Origin of the sequence: Streptomyces sp. NPDC086835 (assembly GCF_044745705.1) — a bacterium.
Lineage (GTDB): Bacteria > Actinomycetota > Actinomycetes > Streptomycetales > Streptomycetaceae > Streptomyces.
Map to the genome: position 1 here is coordinate 153,693 of NZ_JBIVAU010000010.1, position 16,618 is coordinate 170,310.

The window sequence follows — 16,618 nt, forward strand, 5'->3', positions numbered from 1 at the left end:
GGCGGTGGCCGGCGCTGTCCGGTCGGCGCGGGCCGCAGCGGGGCCTCCCACGTGACGGTGGTTCCGGCCCCGTCGTGGCCGATACAGGGGCCGTACCCACCTCGAGCCGCCGAGGGATTCGGCGGGTGGCCGGGGGGACATCCCGCGGCCCGGGGGTCGGTCGTCAGATCGGTGAGCCGTACCGGTGAGGGCTCACGGACCAGCGCGCCGAGCAGTCCTCGCCGGCCGTCGGGCCGGTGCCCGATGCGCCGAGCCACCTCCTCGTCGACGCCGCACGTCACGAAGCCGGAGAGGCCCTGTCCCTGCGCGTCGAGGACGCCGATCGCGGCGTAGCGGGCACCCGCCAGCCCGGCGGCGGTCCGGCAGATCCGGTCGAGCGTCCCGTGCAGTTCCAGTCCGGTGCCGACCGATCGCATGGCCTCCAGGAGCTGCGGCACCCGGGCCGTGACCTCCGCGAACAGCACCGGAGAGGCAGGTGCCTCCCGGGCCGCGGCATCGGATGGGCCCTGTGGTCGGAGGCGGTGACGCCCAGAGACTAATTAGTCCTATTTGACAGGGAAAGTCGGGCACCGATCCGGTCGGCGGCCTGCTCGCGTTCGAGCATCGTCCGCAGCGGCCCTTCGATCACGGCGAGGTCCTCGTACGTCCCTCGCTGCACCACCCGTCCGGACTCCAGCACCACAATCTCGTCGACCGTCTCAAGTCCGCGCAGCCGATGCGTGATGAGCACGGTCGCCGGCCTCGGCGCGGCCGCCGCCGCCGCACCCGTCCCGTCCTCGGCCGGGACGGCTGTCGCTCCTGCGGAGCCTCCCGGACGCGTCGCCTTCCTTTCCGTCGCCGCCAGCAGGTCGGCGGTGAGCGCGTCGGCCGTCGCCAGGTCGAGGTGCTCGGCGGGCTCGTCCAGTACGAGTACGGGGAAGGCGGCGAGGAGCGCCCGCGCCAGGGCCAGCCTCTGGCGCTGGCCTCCGGAGAGGCGGGCGCCGTGCTCCCCGACGAGGGTGTCGAGTCCGTAGGGGAGGGCATCGACCCACTCCAGCAGCCGGGCCTCGTCGAGCGCTCCCCTCAGCTCCTCCTCCGTCGCGTCCGGGCGGGCGAGCCTGAGGTTCTCGCGTACGGAACTGTCGAAGAGATGGGCGTCCTGGGCGCACAGCCCCACGAACCGCCGCACGGTGTCGCCTTCCATCTCACCGGCGGGCACACCGCCGAGGGTGTACGTGCCCGATCCGGCGTCCAGGAACCGGAGCAGCACCTGCGCGAGCGTCGTCTTCCCCGAGCCCGAGACACCGACGACGGCGACCCGCTTCCCGGGGGTCAGCGTCAGATCGAACCCGCTCAGCGCGTCCCGTCGCCGGTCCGCGTACCGGGCGCCGATCCCTCGGAGCTCCAGCGGGAAAGCCGTGGCGGGCGGAGCGGCCGACCGGGCCGGCTCCCGCACGGGTACGGGCGCGTCGATGACCTCGTACACCCGCTCCGCGCTGCGTGCGACCCGCCGCCGGTACTGCACCGCGAGAGGCAGGGCGGAGACCGCTTCGAAGGCGGCGAGCGGTGTGAGCACGACGACCGCCAAGCTGGTCCCGTCGAGACGCCCCGCCGCAACCGCCTGCACGCCGACCAGTGCGGCACCGACCACGGTCAGGGAGCAGACGAGGGCGGAGAGCCCACCGCCGAGCGCGGTGGCGGCGGACTGGCGGGCCGCGATGCGGGTCAGTGCCCGGTCGGCGTCGCGCGCCGCGGCGAGACGCCGAGGCAGCGCACCGGCGACGGTCAGTTCGGCCGTTCCCCGCAGCAGATCGACGACCCTGGTCGCCAGGGAGCCGCGGGCAGGGGCGAGTTGCTGCTCGGCGCGCCGGGCGATCGTCCCGCCGATCAGCGGGACGCCCACTCCGGCCACGATCAGCCCGACGGCGAGGACCAGGCCGGCCTCGGGCAGCAGCCATGCGGTGAACCCGACCGACCCTGCGCCGACCAGGACGGCCGTGCCGGCAGGCAGCAGCCATCGCAGCCAGTAGTCCTGAAGCGCGTCCACGTCGGCGACGAGCCGGGACAGCAGGTCACCGCGCCGGGTCCGGCCGAGCCCGGCGGGCGCGATCCGCTCGAGCCTGCGGTACACCGCGACGCGCATCTCGGCGAGCATCCGCAGTACGGCGTCGTGGGACACGAGCCGCTCCGCGTACCGGAAGACGGCCCGTCCGATCCCGAATGCCCGGGTGGCCGTCACGGCCACCATCAGGTGCAGCACCGGCGGCTGTTCGGACGCACGGGAGATGAGCCATCCCGACACGGCCATGAGCCCGACCGCCGAGCCGAGAGCGAGACTGCCCAGCAGCAGGGCGAGTACGAGCCGTCCGCGCAGGTGCCGGGCAGCCTCCCGTACGCGCACCAGCGGCTGACGTGCCTTCCCGCCCGGCGCCCGGGCGGGGTCAGGACTTCCCGAAGACGTCCGATCGGCCGCCTTCGCTCCCGGTGCCCCCTTGTCGGCCGGCACCGCCGGTGCACCGAGCTCCGCCTCCTGCGTGGCTGCCGGCCGGGCGAGTGTGACGACCCGGTCCGCCACCGCCAGGAGGGCAGGGCGGTGTACGACCAGCAGCACGGTCCGCCCCTCGGCCAGCCGCCCCACCGCCTCGACGAGGCCTTCCTCCGTGGCCCCGTCCAGCGCGGCCGTCGGCTCGTCGAGCAGCAGCAGCGGCCTGTCCGCGAGGAACGCCCTTGCCAGCGCGAGCCGTTGCCGCTGACCGGCGGAGAGACCGGCACCGTCCTCGCCGATCAGTGTGTCCGGCCCTTCGGGAAGGGCGGCGACGAAGTCGTACGCCCCCGCCTCCCGCAACGCCCCCATGACGGCCGCGTCGTCCGCGTCCGGCCGCGCGAGCCGAACGTTCTCCGCGATCGTTCCGGCGAAGAGATACGGCAGCTGGGGAACCCAGGCGATCTGCCGCCTCCACTCCTCCATGTCCAGATCGGCCAGGTCCGTGCCGCCGACGCGTACGCGCCCTTCTGCCGGGTCCACGAACCCCAGCAGCACATCGAGCAGGGTGGATTTGCCGACGCCGCTCTCCCCGACGAGGGCGACCGTCTCACCCGGCTCGACCACCAGCGACGTACGCCACAACGACGCTTCGCCACGGCCCTGGTGGCGGACCGTCACCCCGTCGACCTCCAGCCGGAGCGTGCCCGGGACGGGAGCTGCACCGGATCGCCGCGGTGCGGTCTCCAGCACGTCGAAGATCTCCTCCGCCGCGGAGAGTCCCTCTGCGGCGGCGTGGAACTGGGCCCCCACCTGCCGGATCGGCAGATATGCCTCCGGCGCGAGGATGAGGATCACCAGTCCGGTGTACAGATCCAGATCGCCGTGGACCAGCCGCATACCGATACCGACGGCCACCAGGGCCACCGACAGTGTCGACAGCAGCTCCAGCGCGAAGGACGACAGAAAAGCGATCCGCAGGGTGCGCATGGTCGCTCGGCGGTACTGGGTGGTGATGGTGCGGATGGACTCGGCCTGCGCCTTCGCCCGTCCGAACACCTTCAGTGTCGGCAGCCCCGCGACCACGTCCAGAAAGTGGCCGGAGAGCCGGGACAGCAACCGCCACTGTCGGTCCATGCTCGACCGGGTCGCCCAGCCGATCAGCACCATGAACGCCGGGATCAGCGGCAGCGTCACCACGATGATCGCGGCCGAGACCCAGTCCTCCGTCACGATCCGGGCGAGCACCGCGACCGGCACCACGACGGCGAGCCCCAGTTGGGGCAGATAGCGCGAGAAGTAGTCGTCCAGCGCATCGACGCCTCGCGTGGCCAGCGCGACGAGCGATCCGGTGTTCTGCCCGCTCAGCCGGCCGGGCCCCAACTCGGTGGCCCGCTCCAGGAGCCGTCGCCGGAGCTCGGACTTCACGGCCGCGCTCGCACGGTGTGCGGCCAGCTCGGTCAGCCAGGAGACAACCGCCCGTCCGACCGCCACCGCGGCCAGCAGCAGCAGCGGTGTGCTCAGCCCTGAGACGGACAGCCCTCGCTGGAACGCTCCCACCACCACCTCGGCGACGAGCATCGCCTGGGCGATGACCAGGACCGCGCCGGCGATCCCGAGCACTACTACTGCGGCCAGGAAGCGGCGGGTCGCGTGCGCGTACCGAAGCAGCCGCGGGTCGATCGGTTTCACGTGAAACATCCCCCGCTAGTGCGCATCGGCGATGTGCTGGGTGCCGATCCGCTTGCGGAACACCCAGTAGGTCCACCCCTGGTAGAGCATCACCAGCGGGGCAGCGACAGCCGCACACCACGTCATGATCTTGAGGGTGTACGGGCTGGACGAGGCGTTGGTGACGGTCAGGCTCCACGCCTCGTCGAGGGAGGAAGGCATCACGTCAGGGAAGATCGCCAGGAACAGCATCGCCACCGAGGTGGCGATGGTGACGCCCGAGAGGGCGAACGACCAGCCCTCCCGGCCCGCCTTCACCGCGACGACCGCTCCGGCCAGGGCGAGAACCGCCACGATCAGCGCCACCAGGCTCTTGCCGTCACCACGCGACGCCTGGGTCCACAGCAGGAAGCCGAGTGCCGGAACCATGGTGAGCACCCCCAGCTTCACGGCCAGGGCCCTGGCGCGGGTCCTGATGTCCCCCACCGTCTTCAGCGCCGCGAAGACCGCGCCGTGGAAGGTGAACAGCGTGAGCGTCACCAACCCGCCGAGCAGCGCGTACGGGTTGAGGAGGTCGAGGAGACCGCCGACGTACTCCTTGTTCTCGTCGATCTTCACGCCTCGCGTGATGTTCCCGAAGGCGACGCCCCACAGGAATGCCGGCAGCAACGAGGTCCAGAAGATCGCGCGCTCCCAGTTGGTCTGCCAGCGCTCCTCCGCCCGCTTGTGCCGGTACTCGAACGCGACGCCCCGCACGATCAGGCAGACGAGGATGAGCAGCAGCGGCAGATAGAAGCCCGAGAAGAGCGTGGCGTACCACTCGGGGAACGCGGCGAACGTGGCGCCGCCCGCCGTGAGCAGCCAGACCTCATTGCCGTCCCAGACCGGGCCTATGGTGTTGATCAGCACACGTCGCTCGGTGCGGTCCCTCGCCAGCAGCTTGGTGAGGACACCGATCCCGAAGTCGAAACCCTCCAGGAAGAAGTAGCCGATCCACAGGACGGCGATGAGTATGAACCAGACGTTGTGGAGTTCCATGCCTCAGCAGCTCCTCAGCGGACTCAGTACGAGAAGGCCATCGGCCGGTCGGCGTCATGGTCGTCGCCGCCGATCTTGGTGGGCGGGGTCAGGTCGGCCTCGGTGAGTTCGGGCGGCCCGGCCTTGACGTACTTCACGAGCAGCCTGACCTCGATCACCGCGAGCACGGCGTAGAGCAGGGTGAAGACGGCCATCGAGATGAGCACCTCACCCTGTGAGACACCGGGGGAGACCGCGTCACGCGTACGCAGCACGCCGTAGACGACCCACGGCTGCCTTCCCATCTCGGTGAAGATCCAGCCCCAGGAGTTGGCGATGAGGGGGAAGGCCATCGTCCACAGCGCGATCAGCCAGTACCACCTGCCCAGACGAGGGCTGAGCGCCTTGTTCCTGAAGAGCACCAGATGGGGCACCTCGTCCTCACCCGTGCGCAGCGCGGCGGGCAGCAGGAACTTTCTGCGGGTCAGCCAGAGCCCGATCATCCCGATGGTGAGCGAGGCCATGCCGAAGCCGATCATCCAGCGGAAGCCCCAGTAGGCGACCGGGATGTTGGGCCGGTAGTCGCCGGGCCCGTACGTCTCCTGGAGTTGCTCGTTGACGTCGTTGATGCCGGGGACGTGCGAGTCGAAGTCGCTGTGCGCGAGGAAGGACAACAGGCCCGGGATCTCGATGGCCACCTTGTTGTGGCCCTTGTCGACGTCCCCGTAGGCGAAGACCGAGAACGGCGCGGGCGCCTCCCCGTCCCAGAGCGCTTCGGCGGCCGCCATCTTCATGGGCTGCTGCTCGTACATCACCTTGCCGAGCAGGTCACCGCTGACAGCGGTCATCAGGCCGGCGATCGCGACCGTGACCAGGCCCACCCGGAGGGACGACCGCATGACGGGGATGTGCTTCCGGCGCGCCAGGTGGAAGGCCGATATGCCCGCCATGAAGGCGCCGCCGACGAGGAAGGCCGCCGTCATGGTGTGGAAGAACTGGGTGAGCGCGGTGTTCTGGGTCAGGACCAGCCAGAAGTCGGTGAGCTCGGCCCGTCCGCGCTCCTCGTTGATCCGGTAGCCGACCGGGTGCTGCATCCACGAGTTGGCCGCCAGGATGAAGTAGGCGGAGAGGACCGTGCCGAGCGAGACCATCCAGATGCAGGCCAGGTGGATCTTCTGCGGCAGCTTGTCCCAGCCGAAGATCCACAGCCCGATGAACGTGGACTCGAAGAAGAAGGCGATCAGCGCTTCGAAGGCGAGTGGGGCGCCGAAGACATCACCGACGAAGCGCGAGTAGTCGGACCAGTTCATCCCGAACTGGAACTCCTGGACGATGCCCGTGACGACGCCCATGGCGATGTTGATCAGGAAGAGCTTTCCCCAGAACTTGGTGGCCCTGAGGTACTTCTCGTTACCCGTCCGCACCCATGCGGTCTGCAGGCCGGCGGTGAGTGCCGCGAGCGAGATCGTGAGGGGGACGAACAGGAAGTGGTAGACGGTGGTGATGCCGAACTGCCATCGCGCCAAGGTCTCTGGCGCCAGAGCGAGGTCCACGTCGTCTCTCCTTACGTCGCCGTGGTCACAGCGGCAGCCGTCCCCCTCCCTCGGCTGATTCCGGGAGGAACCGGGACGCGCTTGTGAACGCGTTCACATTCACAAGCATTATTGCGCACAGCCATTCGGACGCTTTGACCGGGGGTGCCTCTTGCACGCAGAACCCCCGCGAGCAGAGCACTCGCGGGGGCCGGAAGATTTCCCCTGGTCAGACCGCCTGTCGCCCGCCAGGGGCGCCGGGCGGCCGGCCGTCAGGCATCCTTGCCGAACATCTCGGCCGTGTGCAGAAACACATCGTTCGCCTCGCACTCGCCGATGGTCACGCGCACACCCTCGCCCGCGAACGGCCGGACGACCACGCCGGCCTTCTCGCACGCGGCGGCGAAATCGAGCGTGCGATCGCCGAGGCGCATCCAGACGAAGTTCGCCTGCGTCTCGGGAACCGTCCAGCCCTGCTCGACCAGGGCGTGGTACACCCGGGCCCGCTCCGTGACCAGACTGCCGACCCGGCCCAGCAGCTCGTCCTCGGCGCGGAGCGAGGCGACCGCCGCGTCCTGCGCGAGCTGACTGACCCCGAAGGGGACCGCCGTCTTGCGCAGTGCCGCGGCCACCGGCTCATGGGCCACCGCGAAGCCGACCCGCAGCCCCGCCAGCCCGTATGCCTTGGAGAAGGTGCGCAGCACCGCGACGTTCGGCCGGTCACGGTAGATCTCGAGGCCGTCGGGGACGTCGGCGTCGCGGATGAACTCCCGGTACGCCTCGTCGAGCACCACCAGTACGTCCGAGGGCACCCGGTCCAGGAACCGCTCCAGCTCCGCACGCCGCACGACGGTGCCGGTCGGGTTGTTCGGGTTGCAGACGAAGATGAGGCGGGTGCGCTCGGTGATCGCCTCGGCCATGGCGTCGAGGTCGTGCACCTCCCCCTCGGTCAGCGGGACCTGCACGGACGTCGCTCCGCTGATCTGCGTGATGATCGGGTACGCCTCGAAGGAGCGCCAGGCGTAGATCACTTCGTCGCCGGGTCCGGAGGTGGACTGCAGCAGTGACTGCGCCACACCGACGGAGCCGGTGCCCGTCGCCAGGTGGGTCACCGGCACCGCGAAGCGGTCCGCGAGCTCGTTCATCAGCCCGGTGCAGGCCATGTCGGGGTAGCGGTTGAAGTTCTGCGCCGCGGCGATCGCGCTCTCCATCACGCCGGGCAGCGGGGGATACGGGTTCTCGTTGGAGGACAGCTTGTAGGCGACCGGGCCGCCGGCCGCCGCGGGCTTGCCCGGCTTGTATGTGGGGATGCCGTCCAGCTCGGCGCGCAGCTTGGGGCTCGTCTCGCTCACCGCAGGTCCTCCTCGACCGTCCGTGCACATCGGTACTCAACCAATACTGCTCACCTTATGAGGATTCCCCTCTGCTGCGAATGGCCGGAGGCGCGGAACCTCACGAACCCACGGGAAGGCCTTCCGGGGGGCCCGATCCGGAGGGAGCGCCCGCGGCCTTGGCGCGCGCCGGTGGCTCGCGCCGTGGCGCGCATCCCCCGTAGTGATGAGTTGAGACCTCTTCGAGACATGGAGCCTTCGCCAGGCCCCAGCGGCCCGGCACCCGACACTCCATTGCACCGATGGCCAACTCCCCTATTTTCCAAGGGAGTCAGACCTAAATGATCATGCAGAAACGTGCCTGTCAACGCGTGCATATGCGACCGGCCCTACCACCTGCGCGAGCCCTACTATCGGCTCGCCATGACAGCAGCAGGGAAGCATCAGGTGAGCCGGACGGACACATCCCGCCGGAGCGGTAGGCAAGGCCGGGCAGGCATCAGGGACGTGGCCGCCGCGGCCGGGGTCTCCATCACGACTGTCTCCGACGCCCTCAACGGCAAGGGCAGGCTCCCGGACGCCACCCGCCGACATGTCCGCGAGGTCGCAGACCGGCTGGGCTACCGCCCCTCCGCCGCCGCCCGAACCCTCCGTACCGGAAAGTCGGGCTTAATCGGCCTGACCGTGACGACATACGGGGATGAACCTTTCACCTTCACGGAGTTCGCGTACTTCGCCGAGATGGCCAGGGCCGCGACCTCGGCCGCGCTCGCCCGCGGCTACGCACTCGTCATTCTGCCCGCCACCTCACGACACGACGTCTGGTCGAACGTCGCCCTCGACGGCACCATCGTCATCGACCCCTCCGACCATGACCCGGTCGTCACGGAGCTGGTACGCCAAGGACTGCCCGTCGTCTCCGACGGCCGCCCCGCAGGCACCCTCCCGGTCACCGCCTGGGTGGACAACGACCACGAAGCCGCCGTACTCGATCTGCTCGACCATCTCGCCGCCGCCGGGGCCCGCCGCATCGGCCTGCTCACCGGCACCACCACCGACACGTACACCCGGCTGTCCACCACCGCCTACCTCAACTGGTGCGAACGCGTCGGCCAGGACCCCGTCTACGAGTCCTACCCCGCGCACGACCCGTGCGCCGGCGCCGTCGCCGCCGACCGGCTGCTCGCCCGGCCGGACCGGCCCGACGCCGTGTACGGGCTCTTCGACCCCAACGGCACCGATCTGCTGGCCGCCGCCCGCAGGTACGGCCTGCGCGTCCCCGACGACCTGCTCCTCGTGTGCTGCAGCGAGTCGACCGTGTACGCCACCACGGAGCCCCCCATCACCACGCTCTCGCTCAAGCCGCGCAGAATCGGCACGGCGGTCGTCCAGTTGCTGATCGACGCGATCGAGGGAATCGACGAGGACCGGCCGGTCGAGCAGGTGATACCGACCGAACTGATCGTCAGGACCTCGTCGCAGCGCCGTCCTCCGCGGACAACCGTGAGCGCACCACGGTCTCCCTCGAAGAACTGAACCGTCCCCACAAAGGACTGGACCTTCCCAATTGGGACGAAACGACCGGCGAACCAGGGGTGCGACAGGATTTCACCACCCCTGGTGCGTCACACACCGCCTGCCTCATTCCTATGATGGGCGAACGACACCGCGGACCACCCCGACCAGGTTGGGCCGAGAGGTGAACGGCGGCGCGACGGTGGTGGAGGGGTCGATGACTCAGGGGGCCGGTCAAGGACCCGTGGTCCGGACGGCGACGTTGCGCGATTTCCGCGTACCGCCGTACGCGCAGGTTCCCGTGCAGTCACACACAGCGGACCCGAGCCATTCGGGCCATCCTGGTAACGCCTTCCCCGAGGGCGAGCCGCCGGAGGGCTACACCCCCACCGCGCGCGACCTCCCCGTCATCGGCCGCGGCGGCCCGGGCGACACCGTCCAGATCCATGTCGATCCGGACGAGGCGCCCGCTCCCGACGGACGGGGCCCGCTCTACGTCGTCGGCGACGTCCACGGTTACATCGACGAGCTCGTCGCCGCCCTGGCGGCGAAGGGCCTCATCGACGCCGAAGGACACTGGGCTGCGGGCAACGCTCGGCTGTGGTTCCTCGGCGACTTCACCGACCGCGGTCCCGACGGGATCGGCGTCATCGACCTGGTCATGCGCCTTTCCGCGGAGGCCGCCGCCGCAGGCGGCTACTGCAAGGCCCTGATGGGCAACCACGAACTGCTGCTGATCGGCGCCAAACGCTTCGGGGACACGCCCGTCAACTCCGGTGCCGGCACCGCCACCTTCCAGGCCGCGTGGCTCCTCAACGGCGGCCAGAAGACGGACATGGACCGGCTGCAGGAGGTCCACCTGCAGTGGATGGCCAGGCTCGACGCGATCGTCGAGGAGGACAGCCACCTCCTGCTGCACTCCGACACGACCGCGTACCTCGACTACGGGTCCACCATCGCGGACGTCAACGACACCGTGCACGCGGTCCTCACCCGGGGCGACGCGGACGAATGCTGGGACCTGTTCCGCAAGTTCACCAAGCGCTTCGCCTTCCGCGACGAGGGCGGCCCGCAGGCGGTGCGGGAGCTGCTCTCCGCCTATGGCGGCCGGCGCATCGTCCATGGTCACAGCCCCATCCCGTATCTGTTGGGCGAGGTGGGCACCGAGGACGGCGAGGACGGTGACCGCCCTGTGGTCGAGGGCCCGCACGTCTACGCGGACGGGCTCGCCATCGCCATGGACGGCGGCGTGACCATGGCCGGAAAGCTTCTTGTCCAGCAACTCCCCCTGACGGACTGAGCCGACTGCGGCAGGCGATTTACGGAAACCCCCTGTCACCCTGTGCCGTAACCGCTCTACCATCGGCCTATCCGTAGCAGACTCTCCTCCGTTTTCGCTCGACCGCCCGTCATACGGGCCGTCCGGCCCTACGGAGCATCGGGGGATGCACATGAAAAGCGCTCCGCACCTGCTGAACGAGGACCGCGCCGAGTACCAGCGGGTCCTCGACGAAGCACTGCGCAACGCCCATGAACGCCCTGACCTCGCCGCCGTGGGCCTGCGCCTCAACGCCGAGCAGCTGCGCACCATGGCGCTCAACGCGACGGCCCTGATAGCCGCCTCGGCCGCCGCCGAGTACGAGCACTATGTGAAAGTGCGCCGGGAGATGCGCACGTCCACGGCGGCCGCCTCGGTAAACGGCTCCGTGCTGTCCCCGACCGTCGGGCAGAGCGCGGAGGGCGGCGGCGCCGGCTTCGCCGCCGTCATCGCGGTGCTCGCCCCCGTCCTCGCCGGGACCGCCGCGGCGATCTTCCTGCTCGTCGGCTACATCCTGAAGATGCTCAGCCCCACGCCGTCGTTCGCCGACGCCCTGCTGACGGCCGGGTGGTTCTTCGGCGCCCTCACGGCGGCCGCCATCCTGGTCGCCGCGGTGGGGCTGCTCCTGACCGCCCTGCGCAACGGCGCCGCCCAGGTGGCGGAACAGGTGCCCGCCGGAGAGCTGCCGGACGAGGTGTCCAGAGCGAAGGACGCGTGGCGCCACGCCCTCCTGGAGCGCGGAATCCTGCCCTTCCTGCGGGCCGCCCTCGCCGACCCGAGCGCCGATCCGGCGTCCACCGCACCACCGCGGCCGGTCAGCCGGATCCCCAAGATCGGGTTCAGCGGGCCGGAGTTCTCCAGCCCCGCGGAGGGGTCGACCGCCGGGCAGCGGCCGACCTTCACCAGCCCGGACTTCACCAGCCCCGACTTCGGCGGTCCGGAACACCGGCCGGAGTGATCAGCGGCCGGGGCAGGTGGAGGCACGGGCCGGGTGGAGGGCACGGGCCGACGCCTCGGCGCCGGCCTGCCCCCTCACCCGTCGGTGCGCCCGCGGGTCAGTCCGCGATCGGCAGATACACCCGGTTGCCCGCCGCAGCGAACTCCCGTGACTTCTCCGCCATGCCGGCTTCGGCCTCCGCGAGGGCGCCCCCGTCTCCGAGATCGCCGCCGTGCTTGCGCCTGATGTCCTGGGAGATCTTCATCGAGCAGAACTTCGGACCGCACATCGAGCAGAAGTGCGCGGTCTTCGCCGGCTCGGCCGGCAGCGTCTCGTCGTGGAACTCCCGGGCCGTGTCCGGGTCGAGGGCCAGATTGAACTGGTCCTCCCACCGGAACTCGAAGCGCGCGTCGGACAGCGCGTCGTCCCACTCCTGGGCCCCCGGATGCCCCTTGGCGAGGTCCGCCGCGTGCGCGGCGATCTTGTAGGTGATGACGCCGGTCTTCACGTCGTCACGGTCCGGAAGGCCGAGGTGCTCCTTGGGCGTCACGTAGCAGAGCATGGCCGTGCCCCACCAAGCGATCATGGCCGCTCCGATGCCGGAGGTGATGTGGTCGTAGGCAGGGGCCACATCGGTGGTGAGCGGGCCGAGGGTGTAGAACGGGGCCTCCTCGCAGATCTCCTGCTGAAGGTCGATGTTCTCCTTGATCTTGTGCATCGGGACGTGACCGGGGCCTTCGATCATCGTCTGCACATTGAAACGCTTGGCGATCGAGTTGAGCTCCCCGAGCGTTTTCAACTCGGCGAACTGCGCTTCGTCGTTGGCGTCCGCGATCGAGCCGGGCCGCAGGCCGTCACCGAGGGAGTACGTGACGTCGTACGCGGCAAGGATCTCGCACAGCTCCTCGAAGTGCTCGTAGAGGAAGGACTCCTTGTGGTGCGCGAGGCACCACGCTGCCATGATCGAACCGCCGCGCGAGACGATGCCGGTCTTGCGGCGCGCCGTCAACGGCACGTAGCGCAGCAGCACCCCCGCGTGGACCGTCATGTAGTCGACGCCCTGCTCGGCCTGTTCGATGACGGTGTCCTTGTAGACGTCCCAGGTCAGCTCCTCGGCCTTGCCGTCGACCTTCTCCAGTGCCTGGTACAGCGGCACGGTGCCGATCGGCACGGGGGAGTTGCGCAGCACCCACTCGCGGGTGGTGTGGATGTTGCGCCCCGTGGACAGGTCCATGACCGTGTCGGCGCCCCAGCGGGTCGCCCAGGTCATCTTCTCCACCTCCTCCTCGATGGAGGAGGTGACCGCGGAGTTGCCGATGTTGGCGTTGACCTTCACCAGGAACCGCTTGCCGATGATCATCGGCTCGATCTCCGGGTGGTTGACGTTCGCCGGCAGGACGGCCCGGCCGGCCGCGATCTCCTCCCGCACCACCTCGGGGGAGACGTTCTCGCGGATGGCGACGTACTCCATCTCCGGCGTGATCTCGCCGCGGCGGGCGTACGCGAGCTGGGTGACCGCCTGGCCGTCACGTCCGCGGCGGGGCTGGCGCGGGCGGCCGGGAAAGACCGCGTCGAGGTTGCGCAGCCCCCCGCGCGGGGACGTGTGCTTGATCCCGTCGTCCTCGGGCCTGACGGGCCGCCCCGCGTACTCCTCGGTGTCGCCGCGACCGATGATCCAGTTCTCCCGCAGCGGCGGCAGGCCGCGGCGTACATCGGTCTCGACGTTCGGGTCGGTGTACGGGCCGGACGTGTCGTACAGCGTCACGTCCTTGCCGTTGGTGAGGTGCACCTTGCGGACCGGCACACGGAGGTCGGGGCGGGAACCCTCGACGTATCCCTTGTGCCAGCCGATGGACTTCCCGGCCTCGTCGTTCTGGTTCGAGGCAGGCGTGCGTGCGTCCGATACGGTCATGAGACCTACTCCCTACGCCGGCATTACCCGGTAACAGGTTCGGCGGTCGGCGCAGCTGTCCCGTACGGATGTACGAAGGTCAGCGCCCTCTCAGCCCGGTGCTCCGAGCTCCCGCGTGTGCAAAGGTGCCACCACGCTAGCGTCATATCTGGCGCGCTGAACAGAGGGCCCCTCCTGCTCTTGCGATGATCGGTCCGTGACCTCATCGCCGCAGCCCCCAGAACCGCACGGCCAGGCCCACAGTCATGTGCACAGTCATGGGCCCGCCGCGCCAGTCTCCAAGCACCTTCGCAAGGTCATCGCCGCCGTGCTCATCCCCTTCGCGACAGCCGTCCTCGTCGGCCTCGCCGTGCTGTGGCCGGGGGGCGCACCCGGCCATGAGCGCACCGGTGTCGGCTTCGACCGGCAGACCGAAGAGGGCAAGGTGGTCTCTCTCGAGTGGGTCGACTGCAAGGACGTCAACGCCGCCCAGGTCCCACCGACCGGCGACACCTCCACGCCGGAGGGTCGCGAGGCCGTCAACTCGCAGCAGGGCCAGTGCGCCAGGGCGACCGTCGAAGTGACCACGGGCAAGGACAAGGGCCGTACCTTCGTCGAGATCGTCCAGCCTGACGCACCGCGGCAGTTGGAGGAAGGGCAGGGTGTGGTCGTCGCGTACGCCCCGGACGCGCCCCGCGATCTCCAGTACTCGGTGACGGACGTCGACCGGGGACTCCCCATGGCGGTGCTGGCCGGGATCTTCGCACTCGTCGTGGTGCTCGTCGGCCGGATGCGGGGCGTGATGGCCCTGATCTCGCTCGCCGCCTCGTTCGCCCTGCTGACGCTCTTCATCCTGCCCGCGATCCTGCAGGGGTCCAATCCCCTGGTCGTGGCCGTGGTCGGGGCGAGCGCCATCATGCTGATCGCGCTCTACATGTGCCACGGGGTGACCGCGCGGACCTCCGTCGCGGTGCTCGGCACACTGATCTCCTTGCTGCTGATCGGTCTGCTCGGCTCACTGTTCATCGACTGGGCCAGTCTCAGTGGGAACACCGACGACAACACCGGTCTGATCCACGGCCTTTATCCGGAGATCGACATGAGCGGTCTGCTGCTGGCCGGAGTCATCATCGGCTCGCTCGGCGTTCTGGACGACGTGACGGTGACGCAGACCTCGGCCGTGTGGGAGCTGCATCAGGCCGACCCCGACATGGGGCCCCGGGCGCTCTACCGCTCGGCCATCCGCATCGGCCGCGACCACATCGCGTCCGTCGTCAACACACTGGTGCTCGCCTACGCGGGTGCCGCGCTGCCGCTGCTGCTCCTCTTCTCCATCGCGCAGTCCAGCGTGGGCACCGTCGCCAACAGCGAGTTGGTGGCCGAGGAGATCGTACGGACGCTGGTGGGGTCGATCGGCCTGGTCGCGTCGGTGCCGGTGACGACCGCCCTCGCCACCCTGGTGGTCTCCGCGGACCGCCCCGGTCGGGCGGGACCGGGCAACCCGAACGGGGCGCCGGCGCGGACCGGGAGGGGGCGGCGACGCAAGGCGTGAGCGGAGGGTGAGGCGGCGGGGCAGGCGCTTCAGCCGGCGTTCTCCTCGGCGAGGATGCGGCCGAGCGCCTCCTCCAGGCTGACCTCGAAGTCACCGAGCGTGAGCTCTTGCCCCATCGGCAGCAGCTTGTCCGTGCGGTCGAGGAAGGCGACCAGCGGCGCCGCTCCCGCCCTGAACAGTGCGGAATCCGCGCCGACGCGAAGCCTGATGATGACGTCCGACAGGCTTTCCGGTCCGACGGGCGCGATGTGCACATCACCGTCGCCGCTCGGCCCATTGATCCCGTCGAGCAGCAGCTCCCGCCCGAATGCCCAGGTCACAGGCGCGTCACCGGGCAGGTGGAAGGTCATCCGCACCGCGTACGGATCTCCTGTCTCGTAATCCAGTCCCACCGGAATCCGGAAGGAGAGTTCCTCGGAGACGAGGAACCTCATCAGAACCTCGGCCTGGACCGACTCGCGCATCACATACCCCGCAGCAGATGAAGCAATGAATGAAACCGCACTGACAAAGCAGAAGAAAACGGCCAGGAACAATCCCCTGGACCCTCTTGACGCCATCGTGGTCGAAGGCCTAGCAGATCACAAGGAGTGATATTTCAGATACTGATAGAGAAGGCAAGTGACCCCAACAGCCCACCGATTCCGGTGCGCAACTGCTCAACTGCCGGAAGCAGCCTGGCCTCCTGGTCCAACGGAAGAGAAATGGCCATCGTTGCGGCTTGGCAACCAACAGTGATCGGAATGGCGGCACAGACCGTGCCGATTGCATATTCCTCCCGTTCCACGACCGGCTCCATGGATCCTCGCGCGGCGAGCCGCTCGAGCATCGTGCGCCCGTCACGCACCGTGTACGGCGTCACGGGTTGCACGGGATGGCGGCTCAGGTGGTCGCGGCGTGACGATTCGTCGAGCTGTCCGAGCAGGCACTGGCCCAGCGCGTGTGCGTGTCCGGTCTCCCGGAAGTCGGCCCACTCGGGCACTGCGGGGGCGTAGGGCGTGTCGGAGACCGCGACGATGTCGATCTCGCCCTCGCGGTAGACGGCGAAGTAGACGGGGACACCGATCGCGTCCCGCCAGTGCGCGAGGGAATCCTCGAGAGTGCTGCGACGATTCTCCGGCGTGCCGCCGACCAGACGTTCGACGGCGTCCCCGAGCGTGTACACGCCGCTCCGACGCCGCAGGTAATCGTCGTGGGTCAGGGTCCGCAGCAGGTGGTAGGCGGTCGGCAGAGGGATCCCGGCCTCGCGTGCGAGTTGCTTCGCCGGAGCCCCGTCCGGGTGTGCGCCGGCCGCTTCCAGCAGCCTCAACGCACGCTGCACGGAGCTGATCAGGGTAGGTGCAGCGGCTTTCGTCGCCCCGGCCACAGGTCACCCCCAGGCATGGTGGCGGGC

At 69.5% G+C, this 16,618-nt stretch carries 11 protein-coding genes, 1 pseudogene and 1 riboswitch; of the genes and pseudogenes, 4 read left to right on the plus strand and 8 right to left on the minus strand.

Going from position 1 to position 16,618, the window contains the following annotated elements:
- Positions 1-122 precede the first annotated feature (122 nt).
- From ACIPJI_RS28595 to hisC, 5 genes and pseudogenes are all read right to left on the minus strand, one after another.
- Positions 123-464: pseudogene (locus ACIPJI_RS28595) on the minus strand (GAF domain-containing protein); the annotation flags it as partial.
- A gap of 71 nt (positions 465-535) precedes the next feature.
- Positions 536-4,162 (minus strand): thiol reductant ABC exporter subunit CydD, encoded by a 3,627-nt coding sequence (gene cydD, locus ACIPJI_RS28600; RefSeq protein ID WP_402249676.1) that lies wholly within the window; start codon positions 4,160-4,162, stop codon positions 536-538.
- A gap of 6 nt (positions 4,163-4,168) precedes the next feature.
- Positions 4,169-5,170 (minus strand): cytochrome d ubiquinol oxidase subunit II, encoded by a 1,002-nt coding sequence (gene cydB, locus ACIPJI_RS28605; RefSeq protein WP_402249677.1) that lies wholly within the window; start codon positions 5,168-5,170, stop codon positions 4,169-4,171.
- A gap of 23 nt (positions 5,171-5,193) precedes the next feature.
- A complete protein-coding gene (locus tag ACIPJI_RS28610) occupies positions 5,194-6,702 on the minus strand; it encodes a cytochrome ubiquinol oxidase subunit I (RefSeq protein ID WP_307707325.1) in 1,509 nt (502 codons plus the stop codon).
- 251 nt (positions 6,703-6,953) lie between these two features.
- Entirely contained in the window at positions 6,954-8,033 is a 1,080-nt protein-coding gene (hisC, locus tag ACIPJI_RS28615; RefSeq protein ID WP_356622325.1) for a histidinol-phosphate transaminase, read from the minus strand.
- A gap of 402 nt (positions 8,034-8,435) precedes the next feature.
- Here hisC and ACIPJI_RS28620 point away from each other — a divergent pair, with 402 nt between their 5' ends.
- From ACIPJI_RS28620 to ACIPJI_RS28630, 3 genes are all read left to right on the plus strand, one after another.
- Positions 8,436-9,548: a LacI family DNA-binding transcriptional regulator gene (locus tag ACIPJI_RS28620; protein WP_356622326.1), complete on the plus strand. Its 1,113-nt coding sequence runs from the start codon at positions 8,436-8,438 to the stop codon at positions 9,546-9,548.
- Between the two features lie 181 nt (positions 9,549-9,729).
- Positions 9,730-10,827: a metallophosphoesterase gene (locus ACIPJI_RS28625; protein WP_402249813.1), complete on the plus strand. Its 1,098-nt coding sequence runs from the start codon at positions 9,730-9,732 to the stop codon at positions 10,825-10,827.
- A gap of 145 nt (positions 10,828-10,972) precedes the next feature.
- The gene (locus tag ACIPJI_RS28630; RefSeq protein WP_402249680.1) at positions 10,973-11,803 is read left to right on the plus strand and encodes a hypothetical protein; all 831 of its coding nucleotides are present in this window, start codon (positions 10,973-10,975) and stop codon (positions 11,801-11,803) included.
- 97 nt (positions 11,804-11,900) lie between these two features.
- Here the strand turns inward: ACIPJI_RS28630 and thiC are convergent, their stop codons facing one another.
- A complete protein-coding gene (gene thiC, locus ACIPJI_RS28635) occupies positions 11,901-13,694 on the minus strand; it encodes a phosphomethylpyrimidine synthase ThiC (RefSeq protein ID WP_402249682.1) in 1,794 nt (597 codons plus the stop codon).
- Positions 13,687-13,819: riboswitch (TPP riboswitch) on the minus strand. It overlaps the preceding gene by 8 nt.
- Positions 13,820-13,890: 71 nt before the next feature.
- Here thiC and ACIPJI_RS28640 point away from each other — a divergent pair.
- Entirely contained in the window at positions 13,891-15,225 is a 1,335-nt protein-coding gene (locus ACIPJI_RS28640) for a YibE/F family protein (RefSeq protein ID WP_307707331.1), read from the plus strand.
- A gap of 29 nt (positions 15,226-15,254) precedes the next feature.
- Here ACIPJI_RS28640 and ACIPJI_RS28645 read toward each other — a convergent pair whose 3' ends face one another.
- Positions 15,255-15,689, minus strand: a complete 435-nt coding sequence (locus ACIPJI_RS28645; protein WP_307710420.1) for an SsgA family sporulation/cell division regulator — start codon at positions 15,687-15,689, stop codon at positions 15,255-15,257.
- Positions 15,690-15,823: 134 nt separating this feature from the next.
- On the minus strand, positions 15,824-16,591 hold the full coding sequence (locus ACIPJI_RS28650) for a helix-turn-helix domain-containing protein (protein ID WP_356622330.1): 768 nt from the start codon (positions 16,589-16,591) through the stop codon (positions 15,824-15,826).
- Positions 16,592-16,618 lie beyond the last annotated feature (27 nt).

Excerpts from the sequence above, each read along its gene's own strand:
- cydD (WP_402249676.1), bottom strand. The coding sequence starts at position 4,162 with ATGTTTCACGTGAAACCGATCGACCCGCGGCTGCTTCGGTACGCGCAC.
- cydB (WP_402249677.1), bottom strand. The coding sequence starts at position 5,170 with ATGGAACTCCACAACGTCTGGTTCATACTCATCGCCGTCCTGTGGATC.
- ACIPJI_RS28620 (WP_356622326.1), top strand. The coding sequence starts at position 8,436 with ATGACAGCAGCAGGGAAGCATCAGGTGAGCCGGACGGACACATCCCGC.
- ACIPJI_RS28630 (WP_402249680.1), top strand. The coding sequence starts at position 10,973 with ATGCACATGAAAAGCGCTCCGCACCTGCTGAACGAGGACCGCGCCGAG.
- thiC (WP_402249682.1), bottom strand. The coding sequence starts at position 13,694 with ATGACCGTATCGGACGCACGCACGCCTGCCTCGAACCAGAACGACGAG.
- ACIPJI_RS28645 (WP_307710420.1), bottom strand. The coding sequence starts at position 15,689 with ATGCGCGAGTCGGTCCAGGCCGAGGTTCTGATGAGGTTCCTCGTCTCC.